This window comes from Microbacterium sp. NPDC056234 (assembly GCF_042267585.1).
Lineage (GTDB): Bacteria > Actinomycetota > Actinomycetes > Actinomycetales > Microbacteriaceae > Microbacterium.
The window spans coordinates 411430-428415 of sequence record NZ_JBHJTE010000002.1 but is presented as its reverse complement, the minus strand read 5'-3'; the positions used below and the strand labels follow the sequence as shown (position 1 = coordinate 428415).

17 protein-coding genes and 1 other RNA gene are annotated in these 16986 nt (G+C 67.7%); 6 read left to right on the top strand and 12 right to left on the bottom strand.

Annotation, left to right across the window (positions count from 1 at the left end; genetic code table 11):
* Positions 1-2: 2 nt before the first annotated feature.
* Complete coding sequence (locus ACFCYE_RS07950) at positions 3-431, bottom strand: RDD family protein (RefSeq protein ID WP_376177754.1); 429 nt, start codon at positions 429-431, stop codon at positions 3-5.
* Between the two features lie 119 nt (positions 432-550).
* Between ACFCYE_RS07950 and glnA the strand changes: the two genes are divergently transcribed.
* Positions 551-1975, top strand: a complete 1425-nt coding sequence (glnA, locus tag ACFCYE_RS07945) for a type I glutamate--ammonia ligase (RefSeq protein ID WP_264157751.1) — start codon at positions 551-553, stop codon at positions 1973-1975.
* A 102-nt stretch (positions 1976-2077) separates the two neighbouring features.
* Positions 2078-2767 carry an HAD-IA family hydrolase gene (locus ACFCYE_RS07940; RefSeq protein ID WP_376177753.1) on the top strand — a complete coding sequence of 230 codons (690 nt, stop codon included), beginning with the start codon at positions 2078-2080 and terminating at the stop codon, positions 2765-2767.
* Positions 2768-2774: 7 nt separating this feature from the next.
* Here ACFCYE_RS07940 and ACFCYE_RS07935 read toward each other — a convergent pair whose 3' ends face one another.
* A complete protein-coding gene (locus tag ACFCYE_RS07935; RefSeq protein ID WP_376177752.1) occupies positions 2775-3686 on the bottom strand; it encodes a diacylglycerol/lipid kinase family protein in 912 nt (303 codons plus the stop codon).
* Between the two features lie 103 nt (positions 3687-3789).
* Between ACFCYE_RS07935 and ACFCYE_RS07930 the strand changes: the two genes are divergently transcribed.
* Together ACFCYE_RS07930 and ACFCYE_RS07925 are read left to right on the top strand one after the other, a co-directional pair.
* Positions 3790-4452: a HEAT repeat domain-containing protein gene (locus ACFCYE_RS07930; protein WP_376177750.1), complete on the top strand. Its 663-nt coding sequence runs from the start codon at positions 3790-3792 to the stop codon at positions 4450-4452.
* A gap of 4 nt (positions 4453-4456) precedes the next feature.
* Positions 4457-5503 (top strand): MerR family transcriptional regulator, encoded by a 1047-nt coding sequence (locus ACFCYE_RS07925; RefSeq protein WP_376177748.1) that lies wholly within the window; start codon positions 4457-4459, stop codon positions 5501-5503.
* Here the strand turns inward: ACFCYE_RS07925 and ACFCYE_RS07920 are convergent.
* Genes ACFCYE_RS07920 through ACFCYE_RS07910 form a run of 3 tightly spaced genes read right to left on the bottom strand, consistent with a single transcriptional unit; the run spans position 5494 to position 10019 of the window.
* Positions 5494-8472 carry a bifunctional [glutamine synthetase] adenylyltransferase/[glutamine synthetase]-adenylyl-L-tyrosine phosphorylase gene (locus ACFCYE_RS07920; RefSeq protein ID WP_376177747.1) on the bottom strand — a complete coding sequence of 993 codons (2979 nt, stop codon included), beginning with the start codon at positions 8470-8472 and terminating at the stop codon, positions 5494-5496. The genes ACFCYE_RS07925 and ACFCYE_RS07920 overlap by 10 nt on opposite strands.
* Positions 8473-8478: 6 nt before the next feature.
* A complete protein-coding gene (locus tag ACFCYE_RS07915; protein WP_376177746.1) occupies positions 8479-9816 on the bottom strand; it encodes a glutamine synthetase family protein in 1338 nt (445 codons plus the stop codon).
* 8 nt (positions 9817-9824) lie between these two features.
* Positions 9825-10019: an SPOR domain-containing protein gene (locus ACFCYE_RS07910; protein ID WP_376177744.1), complete on the bottom strand. Its 195-nt coding sequence runs from the start codon at positions 10017-10019 to the stop codon at positions 9825-9827.
* Positions 10020-10087: 68 nt separating this feature from the next.
* On the opposite strand from ACFCYE_RS07910, the gene ppgK reads away from it, so the two are divergent.
* Positions 10088-10834: a polyphosphate--glucose phosphotransferase gene (ppgK, locus tag ACFCYE_RS07905; protein WP_376177742.1), complete on the top strand. Its 747-nt coding sequence runs from the start codon at positions 10088-10090 to the stop codon at positions 10832-10834.
* An 86-nt stretch (positions 10835-10920) separates the two neighbouring features.
* Here ppgK and ACFCYE_RS07900 read toward each other — a convergent pair whose 3' ends face one another.
* From ACFCYE_RS07900 to ACFCYE_RS07870, 7 genes are all read right to left on the bottom strand, one after another.
* Positions 10921-11871, bottom strand: coding sequence for a manganese catalase family protein (locus ACFCYE_RS07900; protein ID WP_376177741.1), 951 nt, complete (start codon positions 11869-11871; stop codon positions 10921-10923).
* A gap of 114 nt (positions 11872-11985) precedes the next feature.
* The gene (locus tag ACFCYE_RS07895) at positions 11986-12258 is read right to left on the bottom strand and encodes a hypothetical protein (RefSeq protein WP_376177740.1); all 273 of its coding nucleotides are present in this window, start codon (positions 12256-12258) and stop codon (positions 11986-11988) included.
* A 99-nt stretch (positions 12259-12357) separates the two neighbouring features.
* Positions 12358-12696, bottom strand: a complete 339-nt coding sequence (locus tag ACFCYE_RS07890; RefSeq protein ID WP_376177739.1) for an ATP-dependent DNA ligase — start codon at positions 12694-12696, stop codon at positions 12358-12360.
* Between the two features lie 165 nt (positions 12697-12861).
* Positions 12862-13222: RNase P RNA component class A (gene rnpB, locus ACFCYE_RS07885), an RNA gene on the bottom strand.
* A gap of 14 nt (positions 13223-13236) precedes the next feature.
* Positions 13237-14922, bottom strand: a complete 1686-nt coding sequence (locus ACFCYE_RS07880) for a bifunctional 3'-5' exonuclease/DNA polymerase (protein WP_376177737.1) — start codon at positions 14920-14922, stop codon at positions 13237-13239.
* Between the two features lie 21 nt (positions 14923-14943).
* Positions 14944-15675 carry a zinc ribbon domain-containing protein gene (locus ACFCYE_RS07875; protein ID WP_376177736.1) on the bottom strand — a complete coding sequence of 244 codons (732 nt, stop codon included), beginning with the start codon at positions 15673-15675 and terminating at the stop codon, positions 14944-14946.
* A 43-nt stretch (positions 15676-15718) separates the two neighbouring features.
* Positions 15719-16090: a YchJ family protein gene (locus tag ACFCYE_RS07870; RefSeq protein ID WP_376177735.1), complete on the bottom strand. Its 372-nt coding sequence runs from the start codon at positions 16088-16090 to the stop codon at positions 15719-15721.
* A gap of 54 nt (positions 16091-16144) precedes the next feature.
* On the opposite strand from ACFCYE_RS07870, the gene ACFCYE_RS07865 reads away from it, so the two are divergent.
* Positions 16145-16984 carry an aldo/keto reductase gene (locus ACFCYE_RS07865; protein ID WP_376177733.1) on the top strand — a complete coding sequence of 280 codons (840 nt, stop codon included), beginning with the start codon at positions 16145-16147 and terminating at the stop codon, positions 16982-16984.
* The last annotated feature ends 2 nt before the right edge of the window (positions 16985-16986 follow it).

Below are 16986 nucleotides of genomic sequence, written 5' to 3'. Positions count from 1 at the left end.
TGTCAGGCTCGCAGCAGGATCGTGCCGGCTGCCTTGTCGTGCAGCCCACGCTGATCCTGGTCCCAGATGACTGCCGGCACCACCACGACCAGCAGCAGCGTACGCACGATCGGCCGCCACAGTCCGACCCAGGCGCCGTCGGCGCGCACCACGCGCAACCCGACGATGCGGTGCCCAGGGCTGCCGCCGAGCGTCGGGATGAACACGATCTGCAGCACGGCGAACACGATCATGGGCGTGAACATCGTCACGCCCGCCTCGCCGGGCAGCGCGAACTGCTGATAGCCGAAGAACGCCGTAGCGATGATCGTCGCGGCCGCGTAGTCGATCACCAGGGCCGCGATGCGCCGACCGACGCGTCCGATGCTGCCGGATCCGGCTTCGGGAAATCCCAATCGTTCGCCCGGGTAGGTGTTCGCAGCATCCGTCACCCCCTGATTCTACTGAGCCCCTGTAACATGCCGGAAACATTCAGGACACGGCAGAGAAACCACACGGCCCTAGCCTTCACAAAGGTCTCCGGCCCCCTACCCGCCATCAGGAGTGATACATGTTCACCGATTCATCCGAGGTGCTGAGCTACATCAAGGAGAACGACGTCAAGTTCCTTGACATTCGTTTCACTGATCTGCCCGGCGTGCAGCAGCACTTCAACATCCCCGCGTCGACGGTAGACGAGGACTTCTTCACGGAGGGCCAGCTGTTCGACGGCTCGTCGATCCGCGGCTTCGCGTCGATCCACGAGTCGGACATGCAGCTCATCCCCGACGTCACCACCGCGTACCTCGATCCGTTCCGCGAGGCGAAGACGCTCGTGATGGTCTTCGACATCTACAACCCCCGCACTGGAGAGATCTACTCGAAGGACCCGCGTCAGGTCGCCAAGAAGGCCGAGAAGTACCTCGCCTCCACCGGCATCGCCGACACCGCGTTCTTCGCTCCGGAGGCCGAGTTCTACATCTTCGACGACGTCCGCTACTCGGTCACCGCAGGCGAGAGCTTCTACAAGGTCGACTCCGAAGAGGCCGCGTGGAACACCGGCCGCGAGGAAGAGGGCGGGAACCTCGCCAACAAGACCCCGTACAAGGGCGGCTACTTCCCCGTCTCCCCCGTCGACAAGACGGCCGATCTCCGTGACGACATCACCCTCAAGCTCATCGACGCTGGCTTCATCCTGGAGCGTTCGCACCACGAGGTCGGCACCGCGGGTCAGCAGGAGATCAACTACCGCTTCGACACCATGGTGCACTCGGCGGACGACATCCTGAAGTTCAAGTACATCGTCAAGAACACCGCGGAGGAGTGGGGCAAGGTCGCGACCTTCATGCCCAAGCCGCTGTACGGCGACAACGGATCGGGTATGCACACCCACCAGTCGCTGTGGCAGGACGGCAAGCCGTTGTTCTACGACGAGGCCGGTTACGGACAGCTCAGCGACATCGCCCGCTGGTACATCGGCGGCATCCTCGCGCACGCTCCGGCGCTGCTCGCCTTCACGAACCCGACGCTGAACAGCTACCACCGTCTGGTCAAGGGCTTCGAGGCGCCGGTCAACCTGGTCTACTCGGCCGGAAACCGCTCGGCTGCGATCCGCATCCCGATCACGGGTTCCAACCCGAAGGCCAAGCGCATCGAGTTCCGCGCGCCGGATGCCTCGGGCAACCCTTATCTCGCCTTCGCGGCGCAGCTGATGGCGGGCCTGGACGGCATCAAGAACCGCATCGAGCCCCATGAGCCGGTCGACAAGGACCTCTACGAGCTTCCCCCTGAGGAGGCCAAGAACATCCCGCAGGTCCCGAACTCGCTGCTGGACTCGCTGGACGCACTCCGTGACGACCACCAGTTCCTGCTCGAGGGCGGCGTGTTCACCGAGGAGCTCATCGAGACCTGGATCTCCTACAAGATCGAGAACGAGATCCTGCCGATCGCGCAGCGTCCGCACCCGTTCGAGTACGAGCTCTACTTCGGCGTCTGACGACGGTCGAACGCACTCATCGAGAGCCCGCCCCGGCAACAGCCGGGGCGGGCTCTCGCGTGTGAGGGAATAAGAGCACCCGCTGACCCGATTGTCCCCGGTATGAGAGAGCATGCACGGACCAGGACGATGCTCGTCTTCGACGTCCTCGGAACACTCGTGGATCAGACGGGGAGCCTCGAGCGTCAGGTCGCTTCTGTGACGGCACTCGATGGCGAAGCCGTCGCCGACGTCGTGGCTCGCTGGCTCGGATTCGTCTCGGTTCAGGAGAAGGAGATCCTGGCCGGACGGCGCTCGTTCGTCCCCAGCGAGGGGCTGGATGCCGAGGCGCTCGCGAACCTCTCACGAGCCGGGCTGATCTCCGAGGCAGAGGTCTCACACCTCCTGGATGCTTCGCAACGCCTCTCCGTCTGGCCGGACACGCTGGCAGGCATGAACGCGCTCAGCGCCGAGCACATCGTGACCGGATTGTCGAACGCCAGTCGCCGCGTGCTCACAGGGTTGAGCGCCGACAGCGGCATGCGCTGGCACGGCGTGTTCTCCGCCCAGGAGTCCGGCACCTACAAGCCGGACCCGGCCGTGTACCGTCTGGCTCTCGCGAACTCGCCGCTGGACGCCGCACCCCCGTTCCTGATCGCCGCGCACTCGTGGGACCTCCGCGCGGCTCGCGCCGCTGGAATGCGCACCGCCTATGTGCCGCGGCCGAACGGTGAACCGCCTGAGGCCGGCGAGAGATTCGACATCCACGCCGTCGACCTCGCCGATCTGGCAGTGCAGCTGCGACGACGCTGAGCTCGGCTCACCGTATTTTCAGTGCTCCAGGCTGGACGCGAACGCTGAAGGCCGTGACCTCTCCGATCTCCTCGCCGTCGATCTCGAACATCAGCGGCGATTCCAGCTCAACGCGGAGGCGCTCCGCCGTCACATGACTGGTGGATTCCGTGCTGACGGCGACGGCCTCACGGTCGAAGATTCGTCGGATGCCGTTGTCCCACACCACGGAACGCACCGTGTCCATCCACTGCAGCGCCCCATCCGCGCTCACCAGCAGCAGATCCAGGCGCCCGTCGTCGAGCACGGCGTCCGGGAGGAGGCGGATTCCCCCCTGCACCATCCCGCAGTTGCCGATGAGCATGGTGTGACCGCGCACCTCCTGCGGCTCGTCATCGTCGATCGTCAAGGTGATGCCGGTCATCTCCGTACCGGCCAGCGCCCGCCCCATGGCCTCGACGTACGCCAGCCATCCGGCCTTCTCCTTCAGATCGTCGTCCGTCTCGACGAGCATCTGCGCGTCGACGCCGAACCCCACCATCACCGCGAACGCATGCTCGGTGCCGTCGATGTCTACCCAGCCGAGATCGATCGACGAGGCCTCTCCGTCCGCGATCCGTGCCAGCGCTGCCGGGATGTCGTCCAGCGGCACCTCGAGGTTGCGTGCGAGGAGATTGCCCGTTCCTCGGGGAACGATCCCGAGCGCGGCATCCGAACCGGCCAGCGCCTCCGCGACGGCACGCACCGTGCCATCGCCGCCGACCGCGAGGACCGTGTCGCATCCGGCCGCCATGGCCTGCTCCGCCATCCCCCGCCCCGGATCGTCCACGCTGGTCTCCCACCACTGGATGCTGTCGCCGAAGGCGGTTTCCACGGCGGCGCGCAGTTCCGCCTCTTCGACCTTGGACGGATTCCAGACGACACCGATGCTGTTGCTCATGAGTACATGCTGGGCCGCCGCGACCGATAAGGCAACTGCGCCGACTGCCGACTTGACCTTGCCACAGTGACAAGGTGTGTGATGGGGTGTGGAGGTGGTCGAGATGACTGACACGGAGTTCCCTTCGGCACTCGAGCGAGCATTGGCTGTGGACTCACCGTCAGCACGCCTGCAGGCCGCGCTCACAGCGGGGAGCGCACCCGACCCGGCGTTCGTCGACGTGCTGATCGCGCGGTGCGCGATCGAGCCGGACTTCTACGTTCGGGACATGCTGACCTGGGCGCTGACGCGCCATGACACCGCACTGGTCCTGGCGTCGCTCCTGCCGGAGCTGCACTCCGACACACCGCAGGCGCGGAGCCAGGCTCTGCACACGCTGACGAAGATCGCGGACCCGTCCTCGTGGGCCGCGATCTCTCCCGCTCTCCTGCGCGATCACGACGACCAGGTCGCACGCACGGCGTGGCGCGCCGCTGCCGGTCTCGTGCCGGTGGGACACGAACCCGAGCTCGCAGGGCTGCTCGCAACGCAGCTCGGCCGCGGCGATCGCGACGTGCAGCGCAGTCTGAGTCGTGCCTTCGCCCAGCTCGGGCCTGCGGCATCCGTTGTCATCGAAACCGCGACGACGCACGACGACGAGGCGGTCCGATCCCACGCGCTGGCCACTGCGAGGCTGATCGCCGACCCGGATGAGGACTTCGATGCCGCCATCACGGAAGCGCGCAGGACCGTCGCCCTTCGAGCTGCGCCACAGGTCGGGGGCTGAACCCGTGCTGATCGGCGAGGTCGCCCGGCGCTCGGGCGTCAGTCGTCGCATGCTGCGCCATTACGACCGGATCGGACTCGTCTCGCCGTCAGAGCGCACTCACGGCGGTTATCGGGAGTACAGCGACCAGGATGTGCAGCGACTCTTCCATGTCGAAGGACTCAGGTCGCTGGGACTCGGTCTGCAGGAGATATCGGATGCTCTGGCTGATCTCTCATTCAGCCCCGCTGAGATGATCGACCGGCTCATCGCGCGAACGCAGGAGCGCCTGGCTCGTGACACGGAGCTCCTCCGGAACCTGAGCCGCGTGCAGGCCAGTGGCCCCGGCGACTGGTCAGGCCTGCTGCGCACCGTGGGATTGATACGGGGGCTGGACGTCGAGGACGCGTCGTCGCGGCAGCGCCTGGCGCTCTCGCTGGACGCCTCTGATGCGCAGAACGCCGTGCCGCTCCTCGAGGCCGCGCTGAACGAGACGGACCCCAACGCGGCCGGCGCGCTGGACTGGGCGCTGGCTCGGCTGCCGGAGGCCGCGGTGCGCCATCTCGCCGAGGCCCTGGATTCGCCGATCGCCGCGCGGCGCCTGCGAGCGACCGAAGCGCTGCGCAAGAGCGACTCTCCGTCGGCATCGCAAGCGCTCGCCGCCGCCTTCGGGAACAGCGATCCCGTGGTGCACGCACGTGCCGCCATCGAACGCGGACGGCGCGGGGAGGACGACGCGATCCCGGCTCTCGTGGCCCTGATCGTCGAGGGACGAGACGATGTCGAGGCTTCCGACGCTCTTGCGCTGCTGGCGAAGGATCCGGACGGCGCTGGCCGGATCGCGGAGGCGATCACGACCGAGCTCGGTAGCGCCGGCCCCGCCGAGCGACGCAGACTCACCGCCGCACTCGCGGATATCCCCGGACGAGCGGTCGACGATCTGCTCACCGCGCTGAAGAGCGATCCCGACCCCGGTGTGTCCGCGACGGCGGCGTACATCGCCCGCGAGCGCCTTGGGGTGCGACCACCCGATCCCCCGCGGCGGCGCATCCGCGCCGGCGCTCAGCCGTAGAAGAGCTCTTCGAAGACGCGACGTGCCCGTCGGGTGACGCCGAGGTAATCCTCCTCGACCTCGGTGGCAGACCGGTCGGGGTACCCGAGCAGCCGACCGATCCCGTCCAGCTGACGGCGATCCGAAGGGAGAACGTCGCTGGTCTGGCCGGTCAGCAGGGTGATCGCTGAGCGCAGCCTGCTCGCCAACCGCCACGCCTCCCGCAACCGGTCAGCGCCGTCGGCCGGAACGAGATCGTCCGCCACCGCCGCATCCAGCGCCTGCAGCGTCGAGGTCGTGCGCAGACCGACGACCTCCGCAGCGTGCTGGAGCTGGATCAGCTGGACGAGCCATTCGACATCGCTGAGCGAACCGGGGCCGAGCTTGAGATGCCTCCGCGGGTCCGCACCCTGGGGCAGTCGCTCGCCCTCGACACGCGCTTTGATGCGCTTGATCTCTCGCAGACCCTGCAGGTCCACCTGCTCCGGATACCGGACGCTGTCGGCGAGTCGCATGAACCGGCTGATCAGCGTGGCGCTTCCCGCGACGCCTCGTGCGCGCAGCAGCGCCTGCGCCTCCCAGGACAACGACCAGCGGCGGTAGTACTCCGCGTAGGCGTCGAACGTGCGCACCACGGGTCCGTTGCGGCCCTCTGGTCTGAGGTCGGCATCCAGATCCAATGGAACGCGCTGGTCGGTCAGATGCTCTCGCAGACCGTTCACGAGCTTCACGGCCAGCTGCTGGGCGCGCTGCGGTTCGACGTCGTTCGCCTCGTAGACGTACAGGATGTCGGCATCCGACCCGAACCCGAGCTCGGCGCCGCCGAAGCGGCCCATCCCGATCACGGCGAAGTCGAGGCTGTCGTCCTCAGCCGGGACGACCTCGCGCCTCACCGCACGGAGCCCGGCCTGGATCGTCGCGTCGGTGATGCCGGTGAGCGCGACGGCGATCTGCTCGATCGTGAGCACGTCCAGCACCGCCCCCATGGCCGTGCGCAGCAGCTCACGACGGCGCAGACCCCGCACGGCGCGCAGCGCATCGGTCGTCTTCTCGTGCCGCGTCTGAATCGCACGCGCTTCCTCGTCCAGCGCGGACTCCGAGCGCGGACGCAGCGACTCGGCACTGTCCAGCCAGGCCACGGATTCCGGTATCCACTCCATCAGCTCACCCACGTAGCGCGACGAGGACAGCAATCTCGTCAGGCTTTCGGCCGCACCCGACGAGTCGCGCAGCATCCGCAGGAACCACGGGGTGTCGCCGAGGCGCTCGCTGATGCGGCGGAACGCGATCAGCCCGTAATCCGGATCGGTGCCGTCCGCGAACCAGCGCACCATGACCGGCATGAGATGGCGCTGGATCGTCGCCTTGCGGCTCAGACCGTTCGTGAGGGCGCCGATGTGGCGGAGGGCACCGGCCGGGTCGCGGAAGCCGATGGCTGCCAGGCGATCGTGCGCCTGCTCGGTCGAGAGGCTGCGCCCTTCCTCCGGCAACGACGCGACCGCGGTGAGCAGAGGACGATAGAACAGCCGGGTGTGGATGTCGCGGACTTCGCGGCGCACGCGCTCCCACAACTCCCACACCCCGGCGCCGGAGTCGGCGAGTCCGCTCGCACGCGACAGGATGCGCCGGCCCTCGTCCGTCCGTGGCATCAGGTGCGTGCGCGAGAGCTCTCTCAGCTGCAGCCGGTGCTCGAGCAGCCGGAGTGTCCGGTAGTCCTCGGCGAACGTGGAGGCATCTGCGCGACCGATGTAACCGCGTTCGACCAGGGCATCGAGCGATTCCAGCGTGCCGCGGGTGCGGATGCGGGGGTCTGCGAGGCCGTGGACGAGTTGGAGCAATTGAACCGTGAACTCGATGTCGCGCAGTCCGCCCTCGCCGAGCTTGAGCTGGTAGGCGGCATCCTCCGGATCGATGTGCGCAGTGACGCGCTCCCTCATTCGCTGGACGCTGTCGACGAAGTTCTCCCGAGCGGCGCTGGACCAGATCTTCGGCTGCACCGCTTCGATGTAGGCCTCGCCCAGGTGCGCGTCTCCCGCGAGCGGCCGGGCCTTGAGCAGAGCCTGGAACTCCCAGCTCTTCGCCCAGCGATCGTAGTAGGCCAGGTGCGAGGCCAGCGACCGCACCAGAGCGCCCTGCTTCCCCTCGGGGCGCAGAGCGGCATCCACCTCCCACAGCGGCGGTTCGACCTCGATCCCCGACAGACCGCGCATGGTCTCGCGCGCCAGACGCGTCGAGAGGTCGATCGCGCGGCTCTCCTCGACGACGTCTTCGTCGGCGCTGCCGCCGACGAAGATGACATCCACATCGCTGACATAGTTCAGCTCTCGGGCGCCGGCCTTGCCCATGCCGATGATCGCGAGCTGCGTCGCGGCCACAGCAGCGTGCGACGTGGTCGATGCGACTCTGGTCCGTGCCACAGCGAGCGATGCCTCCAGCGCGGCAGCGGCGGCATCGGCCAGCCCGGCGCTGACCACGGGGATCAGATCCGCCGGCCGAGGATGCGAGAGGTCCGCGATCGCGATCCGGGCGAGTTCGCGACGGTAGGCGACCCTGAGCCGCACCCACGCTTCGTCGTCCGAGGTGTCCGCGAACCCGTCGACGGCTCCGACGGCGGCGAGCATCCTGTGCTTCAGCGCTGCGGCGTCGGGCACTTCGACAGCGGGCTCCGACAGCACGTCGAGCGCTTCGGGATGCCGGAGGAAGAAGTCTCCCAGCCCGATCGACGCACCCAGCACCCGCCAAACGCGCACGCGGATCTCTTCGATGCTCAGCAAGCGGCTCACGGCCGTGCTGTCGCGTCGCGCGATGCGCAGCATCCCGGCCACGGCGGCATCCGGGTCAGCGCCGCCGGCTGCGCCATCGATCAGAACGGCCCGATCGATGCCGGTCAGCTCGGCGAGTTCAGTGAGGGACCGCGCGGCAGCGCTGAGCTCTGCGAAGCCCAGGCGCGCCAGCGCAGACAGCGAGACGGAGTCGACCGGCCGTGCCATGCGCGGTCAGAGCAGCTCGAGGTTGCTCTTCAGCTCGAACGGCGTGACCTGACCGCGGTAGGCCTCCCACTCGCGACGCTTGTTGCGCAGCACGTAGTTGAACACCTGCTCCCCCAGTGTCTCGGCGACGAGCTCCGAGCCCTCCATGTACTCGAGCGCGTGGTCGAGGCTCGCCGGAAGCGCTTCGTACCCGAGAGCTCTGCGCTCGGCGTCGCTGAGTGCCCAGACGTTGTCCTCGGCCTCCGGGGGCAGGTCGTAGCCCTCTTCGATGCCTTTGAGTCCGGCCGCGAGCATGAGTGCGTAGGCGAGATACGGGTTGGCCGCCGAATCGATGCCGCGGTACTCGATGCGCGACGAGCCGCTCTTGTTGGGCTTGTACATCGGCACCCTCACGAGCGCGGAGCGGTTCGTGTGCCCCCAGGTCACGAAGCTCGGAGCCTCGTCCCCGCCCCACAGACGCTTGTACGAGTTCACGAACTGGTTGGTGACGGCGGCGATCTCGTTCGCGTGCTTGAGGAGACCTGCGATGAACTGCCGTCCCGTCTTGGAGAGCTGGTACTTCGCGCCCTCCTCGTAGAACGCGTTGCGCTCGCCTTCGAACAGGGACATGTGCGTGTGCATGCCGCTGCCGGGGTGATTGCTGAGCGGCTTCGGCATGAACGTGGCGTACACGCCCTGCTCTATCGCGACCTCCTTGATGACCGTGCGGAACGTCATCACGTTGTCGGCCATCGTGAGCGCATCCGCGTAGCGAAGGTCGATCTCGTTCTGCCCCGGGCCGCCTTCGTGGTGGCTGAACTCGACCGAGATGCCAAGATCCTCGAGCATCCGCACCGACCGACGGCGGAAGTCGTGCGCCGTCCCGCCTGGAACGTTGTCGAAATACCCGGCCGAGTCGACCGGGACGGGGCCCTCCGGGCCGAACGTCGACGACTTCAGCAGGTAGAACTCGATCTCGGGATGCGTGTAGAAGGTGAATCCGGCATCCGCGGCCTTGGCGAGGGAACGCTTGAGCACATGACGGGGATCCGCCACGGCCGGCTGGCCGTCCGGCGTCGTCAGGTCGCAGAACATGCGTGCCGTCGGGTCGATCTCGCCGCGCCACGGCAGCGTCTGGAACGTGGTGGGGTCCGGCTGCGCGAGCAGGTCCGATTCGGACGTCCTGGTCAGGCCCTCGATCGCCGATCCGTCGAACCCGATGCCCTCGGCGAAAGCGCCCTCGACCTCGGCCGGCGCGATCGCGACCGACTTCAGAGTGCCGATGACGTCCGTGAACCAGAGGCGGACGAACTTGACGCCGCGCTCCTCGATCGTGCGCAGAACGAAGTCGCGTTGCTTGTCCATGCCCATCGTCAGGAGTCCCAGCCGTTCTCGGCTGCTTCTTCTTCGGCCCAAGCCGCCGCCCGGCGCTTGACGACCTCGGGCGCGTTCGTCGCCTCCTCCGCCGTGTCGAAGGGGCCGATACGGTCCGTCGAGGGCGAGATCATGCCGAATTCGACCTCGCCGGTCACGGAGTTGTACCAGTACTTGTGATCGTTGTCCGGCATGGCGGATCCCTTCGTAAGCAACTGTCACGATCCTACTGTCGGTCTGCCCGCTCGGTAGGCTATTGCTCATGGCAAAAGCGATCGGCGTCGACATCGGCGGCACAGGTATCAAAGCAGGCATCGTCGACCTCGAGCACGGCACGATGGCATCCGATCGGGTACGCGTCCCGACTCCCGAGGGCGCATCGCCGGAAGACGTGCTGATCGCTGTGCAGACCGTGCTGAAGACGCTGGACGTGCACGACGCGACGCTGCCGCTCGGCGTCGCCTTCCCCGCGATCGTCAAGCGCGGCAAGACGCTGTCCGCCGCGAACGTGTCGAAGCAGTGGGTGAACTTCGAGGCCGAGCAGTTCTTCCGCGACGGGCTCCAGCGCAACATCGTGTTCGTGAACGATGCCGATGCCGCCGGTGTCGCCGAAGCACGGCACGGTGCGGCCCGCGACGTCATCGGTCTCACCCTGCTGACGACCCTCGGCACCGGGATCGGCTCTGCCTTCCTGTACGACGGCGTCCTCGTACCGAACACCGAGCTCGGCCACCTCAACTACGGCTCCTACGAGTCCGTCGAACGCTGGGCGGCGACGTCCGCACGCGAGCGCGAGGGCCTCAGCTGGGCCGAATGGGCCGAGCGCCTGCAGGCGTTCTACTCCCACATCGAGTTCCTGTTCAGCCCCGACCTGTTCGTGGTCGGCGGCGGTGTGTCCAAGAACGCGAGCGACTTCCTCCCGCTGCTGGACCTCAAGACCCCGATCGTCCCGGCGATCCACCGCAACAATTCCGGCATCATCGGCGCGGCGTCGCTCGCGGGCGACTAGGACCGGAAGGGCGAAGGCCCCGGCATCCTGATTCGGATGCCGGGGCCTTCGCCGCTCTGGTCGCCATCACGAGCCCCGAACGATCGCTATTTCATGCGTCCGAAGGTCGCATCGATATCTGCCATCTCCATCGCGGCGGTCGCTTCGATCAGCGCCCGCAATTCGTCGTCCGCGCCGGGTGAGAACTCCTCGAACCGCTCGGGCGAGATCGTCATCGGCGATCCGGGCGGCGCCTGCTCGGTGGCGTCGAGCTCCGTTCCGTCGTTCGAGGGGGATGCGCCTTGGAAGATCTTGCCGGCTTCGGACTGCGCGGTGAGGTCAAACGAGTACTGTTTGCTCTGCAGCCCCAGGTCGAGGAGCTTCTTCACTTCGGGGAACTGCTCGGCGTTCGTCTTCGGGATCGGGAGCGAGGTGCGCCAGTTCACGCCCAGCGTCTCGAGCGCCTTGGCATAGGCATTCTCATGGGCCTGGTCACGGACGATGAGGTACGAGATCGTGCTGCGCGCCGTCTTGTTGTCCGTCATCTCGTACAGGCGGCACTTCTGCAACCGGCCGGTGGACTCGAGCATGAGGTTGTAGAGCAGGTCGAGCACGAGGTTCCCTGAGTTGTACACGTAGCTGCCGGACCACGGATTGCCGACCGCATCCACGGGTAGTGCTCCCTGTGCGCCGACGAGGTAGTGGTGGATGTTGCTCGTATCGACCGCGATGCGCAGCGGCGTCGCGCCCCCCTCGCCCGGCTGGTCGACCGGATCGGTCGGCTTGCCCTGGTAGCGGGGGGAGCCGTCGAGCAGTCGTGAGATCGTCGTGCCGATCAGCTCGACGTGGCTGATCTCCTCTGTGCCGATTCCCTGTATGAGGTCCTTGTACGGCTTGCCGTCCGGGCCGCGGAAGTTGATGCTCTGGAAGAGGTACTGCATCATCGTCCGCATCTCGCCGAACTGTCCGCCGAGCCCTTCCTGCAGCGCGTTCGCGGCGGCGGGATCGGGCTCGTCTTGCGCGATCTCGTTGATGAATTCCTGGACGTGGAAATACATGGTGCCTCCGTCGGCTGAGTGTTGGATGTCGGCCCATGCTCTTCCTCCTGGCCGCTTTCCGTACCTCCCTCGACCTCCGTCGGAAGTGGACGTACTATGCAGCGTCGCCGCAGATCAGTACTCCCAGTCGGAGAACGGGGCGACCGGAGCTTCCTCCGCGACCACGGCGATCCCTTCGCGTTCCACCGTGATGATGATCCTCGAACGCGAGGAGACGAGAACGCTCACGAGTTCATCCCCGTCGGAGAGGTGGACGAACGCCGGTTCAGATCGGGCGGCGGCCTCGATCTGCCCCATGAGGTCGACGAGGTCGCGGTCGCGGTCCAGGAGAAAGCGCTGCCCATCGATGACGATGTGCGTGCTGCTCTCCGCTCCGGCGTTGATCATGCTGCGACCGTACGCCCGTCCTGTGCGGACACAGCTGGGGGTTGCTTGTTGATGCTGCCGCGAGTAGCGGTCACGAATGCACGGAGATCGACGGGGCGGTCAGACGTGCGCGGGCACGTCGACCCGCTCCACGGACGCCGTCCGCTGCGGCTCGGGAACGAGGTAGAGACCGCCGGGCGCGCTGGCCGTGAACGCGAGCGCTTCGATCCAGTCGCGGTTGATCGCAGGATGCCGACTGCCGCTGAACTTGAAGACGAGAGAGCTGCCGGCATGAACCCACACAGTCGTGCGCCCGCCGCCCACGCTCTGGTCTTCTCTCCACGTGAAGCCGAACGGCTCTCCGCGGCGGAGCTTCGCCGTCATGACGAGCTGCAGATGGGTGAGCGCCCGATCTTCGAACTCGGTCTTGACTCCGCCTTCATAGATGAACTTGCCCATGATGGGCTCCTCTTTTCGCCACGGAACCCGTGCCAAGAGGCGCAACCGAATGATCGCTGGTGGTACTCCCAGGATCGCACACTTCGATGAACATCGGCACCCGACTTCAGCGCGGACGCCGGCGGACGGTCCGGGCGAGGGAATACCTGATCCGCCGGGAAAAGGTGAATGGGTCGGCCTGTACGCCGGGTTCTGTTCCGGGGTTCTTCGCCCCTTCGACGGTCATCTCTCTCGGCGACACGTTGCCGTGGCGCTCCAGCGGTCTACCCGAGGACTCGGCGAGCCGCGTCATCATCCTCTGTCTGACCTTGCTCCGGGCGAGGTTTACCTGGCGGGCCGTGTCACCACGGCCCCCGGTGGTCTCTTACACCACCCTTTCACCCTTACCGGACCGAGGCCCGGCGGTCTGCTCTCTGTGGCACTGTCTCGCGGATCACTCCGGGTGGGTGTTACCCACCGCCCTGCCCTGCGGAGCCCGGACGTTCCTCGGTGCGGTCTCCCGCCACGCGACCGTCCAGCCGGCCCATTCACGACACCAGTCTACTTCTCGGCGGTCTCCGCGATTCGCAGATCGAGCGGGACGTCCAGCGGAAACGACCCGAACAGCCGCTCCGTCGCCACCACTGCCGCCGCATGCACGGCATCCGCCGCCTGAGCGGCCGCCTCGGCAGGAACGTGCAGGATGACCTCGTCGTGCAGGAAGAACGCCAGGTGCGCGGCGCGCGCGAAAGGGCCGGATGCCGGCGCCGGCACCTGAGCATGCGGGAGCGCATGGAGTCGGTGACGGATCTCTGCCAGCCAGATCAGCGACCATTCGGCCGCTGTGCCCTGGACGACGAAGTTGCGTGTGAAGCGGCCGCGCTCGCGCGCCCGGCGCTGCGCCTCGCGGACCAACGCCGGGGATGCATCCGCACCGCTCGCAGCGGATTGCCCGGCTGTCCACGCCGACGGTGGTTTCGGCGAGGAGCGCCCGAGCCACGTCGAGACGACCCCGCCGTCCTCGCCGGTGCGCGCCGCGTCATCCACGAGTCGCATCGCGCGGGGATACACCTTGCGCAGACGAGGCACCAGGCGGCCGCTGTCCCCCGTCGTGGCGCCGTACATCGCGCCGAGCACGGCGTACTTCGCTTCCTCCCGTGTGGCGACCGCGCCGGATGCCACCACGCCTGCGTACAGGTCGCGGCCGCGAGCGGCCTGGGCCATCGCCTCGTCGCGCGCCATGGCGGCCAGCATCCGCGGTTCCAGCTGCGCCACGTCGGCGACGACGAGCTTCCAGCCGGGATCCGCGCGCACGGCGGGGCGGAGCATGCGCGGCAGCTGCAGCGCTCCCCCGCCAGCGGACGCCCAGCGTCCGGTGACGACCCCTCCGGGGATGTACACCGGACGGAACCTGCCGTCGTGGACCCAATCGGTGAGCCACGTCCACCCGTTCGCGCTGAGCAGTCGGGCGAGTTTCTTGTACGCGAGCAGCGGCGCGACCGCCGGATGATCGAACTCGGCCAGCTCCCATCGACTCGTCGACTCCGCCAGGACGCCGACACGGTGCAGAGCGCGCAGGAGCTTCTGCTGACTGTCCAGGTTCAGCTGCGTGTCGCCCAGCTCGGCACGCACCTGCTGTGCGAGTTCCGCCATCTTCGCGGGGACTCCGCCGGCGCGCCGCTGTCCGAGCATGTCGACCAGGATGCGTTCGTGGGTCGCGGCATGCCAGGGGAGGCCGCCGGCGCGCATCTCCTCCGCGACGAGACCGCCGGCGGACTCCGCAGCGCACAGCAGGGCGAGGCGCCCGTCGGTCGCGGCGGACAGCGCACGCAGCTGCGCCCGGTACTGCTGCAGGAGCTCCTCGATCGGGTCGTGCGCCGATTCGGCCCGCAGCGCATCGAACAGGGTCGGCTGCTCTGGCTCGGCCGTCGTCGGCACCCAGGCGCGCGACGGTGCGAGCGGCTCTGCGAGCAGCGCCGTATCGCGGAGGATCGCATGGCACAGGACGAGATCGTGTGTTCGTCCGAGCCGCCCGCCGGCGTGCAGCAACGACGGATACACCTCCCGAGCGCTGCGGATCACCCACCGTGTCGAGGAGGAATCCTCGACGGACGCGATCCACGCCGGCATCGCAACGTGCGCCACCGCGCGCCGGTCGAGCTCGACGCCGTCGGCATCCAGTTCGACCGCGACGTACGCGTCACGCGTGTCGACGAGCGCGATGCGCCGCTCAGCGCTGCGCGACACCGTAAGGGGCGCGCGGACGCATCACAGCCCGGATTCCTCGGTGCGCACGAGGATGCAGCCGCATTCGGGGCAGGACATGACCTGATCGGCCGGCGCCTGGCGGATGTTGGCGAGGTCGATTCCGGAAAGCATCATCCGGCACCCTTCGCAGGTGCCACCGCGCAGCAGAGCCGCGCCCGTCGCGCGTACGGCGCGCCGAGTGTAATCCGCGAGCAGCGCTCCGTCGATCCCGGCGACGATCGCGGCGCGGTCGCGAGCGAGGTGGTCGCCCTCGGTCGTCGCGGCGGCGATTCCTGCCTTCGCCTGCGTCGTGAGCTCGGTGCCTTCCGCGGTGGTGGCATCGATCAGCTTCTGTTGGGCGGCGACCGCGGCTTCGGCTTCTTCCACGCGCGCCATGACCTCGAGCTCCTGATCCTCGAGGTCGGTCATGCGACGGCCGAGGCTTGCGAGTTCGCTCTCGAGGCCCTGCGCGTCCTTCGGGCTCGTGACGACCGCGAGTCGTTCGGCGTCACGGGAACGACGCTGCTCCACGACCGCGACGTCCGACTCGAGTCGGCGCAGCTCGGCCGCGGCGTCGTCGCGGACACCGGCCAGTGCGGTGAGCTCGCGCAGCTGCGCCTGGCGGAGCGCGGAGAGTTCGTTGATGCGGGCGGCATTCGCCGGCTGGGTGCGCGCACGCTCTGCCTGCTGGATGCGACGATCCAGGTCGGCGACGTCGAGGAGGAGGCGCTGCTGTTCGGGGCTGGCGTTCACGTTCCCAACCTAGTCGCTGTCGCCGACCTGTGCGGGGCCGTGCTCAGCCCGGCACACCGTCCACGTACAGCCAGTCGCGTCCCTCTCGAACGAATCGGCTTCGCTCGCGCATGGACCCGGCGACCCCGTGCTCCCGGAAGAACGCCTCGAACAGCACGACGCCCTCGCGGTCGAACGGTCCGCCCCGCGCTGTTTCGACGATGTCCAGGCGCGTCCATCGGATGTCGTCGTCGAGTTCCAGTTGAGCCGGGCGCGTCGAGGGGTGCCATGTTCTGGTCAGGTAGGCGGCGTCGCCGCGAGCAAAAGCCGTGAAGCGCGAGCGCATCAGGCGTTCGGCCGTCGGCGCGGCGCCGCCGGAGAGCAGGGGGCCGCAGCATTTCTCGAATGTGTCGCCGGAGAGGCAGGGGCAGCGCATGCGTCCATTCTCATGCGTAGGCTGTCAGCACGCGTTCGACGAAGGAGAGACTCGATGACCTCGCTGCCCACGTTCACCGCACACAACGGCTTCGCGCTGCCGGCCATCGGCCTCGGCACCTACGGCCTCAGAGGAGCGAGCGGCGCGGCGTCCGTCACGTCCGCGATCGACGCCGGATATCGGCTGGTCGACTCGGCCTTCAACTATGAGAACGAGGGGGCCGTCGGACGCGGGGTCGCGGAGGCCGAGACCGACCGCGCCGCCGTCATCGTGACATCGAAGCTCCCCGGTCGCCACCACGCGTCCGACAAGGCGCCGTGGAGCATCGACGAGAGCCGCTATCGGCTCGGACTCGACGCGATCGACCTGCACCTCATCCACTGGCCGAACCCCAGCCAGGACGAATACGTGCAGGCCTGGACCGCTCTCGTCGAAGCGCAGCAGAACGGCGTGGTCCGTCAGATCGGTGTGTCGAACTTCCTTCCCGAGCATCTGGAGCGCCTCGAGCGAGAGACCGGAGTCCTCCCGGTGGTGAACCAGATCGAGTTGCACCCGTACTTCCCGCAGACCGAGCAGCTCGCCTATCACCGCGAACACGGAATCATCACCGAGGCGTGGAGCCCGCTCGGACGCGCCGAGGAGCTCCTGGACGAGCCCGTCGTCACCGAGATCGCCGCCGCGCACGACATCACGCCCGTGCAGACGGTGCTGGCCTGGCACGTATCCCGCGGGGTCGTCTCGATCCCGAAGGCCTCCTCTCCCGAGCACCAGCAGAGCAATCTGGCTGCGGCATCCTTCGTTCTCGCGGATGCCGAGGTCGAAGCCATCACGGCACTGGGTCGCGCCGACGGCCGCCTGTTCGACGGCGACCCCCGCAGACATGAGGAATCCTGACG

What these genes read in the sequence shown, in the direction of transcription:
- ACFCYE_RS07940 (WP_376177753.1), top strand. Translation starts at nt 2,078, where the DNA reads ATGAGAGAGCATGCACGGACCAGGACGATGCTCGTCTTCGACGTCCTC.
- ACFCYE_RS07920 (WP_376177747.1), bottom strand. Translation starts at nt 8,472, where the DNA reads ATGGCACGGCCGGTCGACTCCGTCTCGCTGTCTGCGCTGGCGCGCCTG.
- ACFCYE_RS07935 (WP_376177752.1), bottom strand. Translation starts at nt 3,686, where the DNA reads ATGAGCAACAGCATCGGTGTCGTCTGGAATCCGTCCAAGGTCGAAGAG.
- ACFCYE_RS07915 (WP_376177746.1), bottom strand. Translation starts at nt 9,816, where the DNA reads ATGGACAAGCAACGCGACTTCGTTCTGCGCACGATCGAGGAGCGCGGC.
- ACFCYE_RS07890 (WP_376177739.1), bottom strand. Translation starts at nt 12,696, where the DNA reads ATGGGCAAGTTCATCTATGAAGGCGGAGTCAAGACCGAGTTCGAAGAT.
- ACFCYE_RS07870 (WP_376177735.1), bottom strand. Translation starts at nt 16,090, where the DNA reads ATGCGCTGCCCCTGCCTCTCCGGCGACACATTCGAGAAATGCTGCGGC.
- ACFCYE_RS07895 (WP_376177740.1), bottom strand. Translation starts at nt 12,258, where the DNA reads ATGATCAACGCCGGAGCGGAGAGCAGCACGCACATCGTCATCGATGGG.
- glnA (WP_264157751.1), top strand. Translation starts at nt 551, where the DNA reads ATGTTCACCGATTCATCCGAGGTGCTGAGCTACATCAAGGAGAACGAC.
- ACFCYE_RS07910 (WP_376177744.1), bottom strand. Translation starts at nt 10,019, where the DNA reads ATGCCGGACAACGATCACAAGTACTGGTACAACTCCGTGACCGGCGAG.
- ACFCYE_RS07930 (WP_376177750.1), top strand. Translation starts at nt 3,790, where the DNA reads ATGACTGACACGGAGTTCCCTTCGGCACTCGAGCGAGCATTGGCTGTG.
- ACFCYE_RS07900 (WP_376177741.1), bottom strand. Translation starts at nt 11,871, where the DNA reads ATGTATTTCCACGTCCAGGAATTCATCAACGAGATCGCGCAAGACGAG.
- ACFCYE_RS07865 (WP_376177733.1), top strand. Translation starts at nt 16,145, where the DNA reads ATGACCTCGCTGCCCACGTTCACCGCACACAACGGCTTCGCGCTGCCG.
- ppgK (WP_376177742.1), top strand. Translation starts at nt 10,088, where the DNA reads ATGGCAAAAGCGATCGGCGTCGACATCGGCGGCACAGGTATCAAAGCA.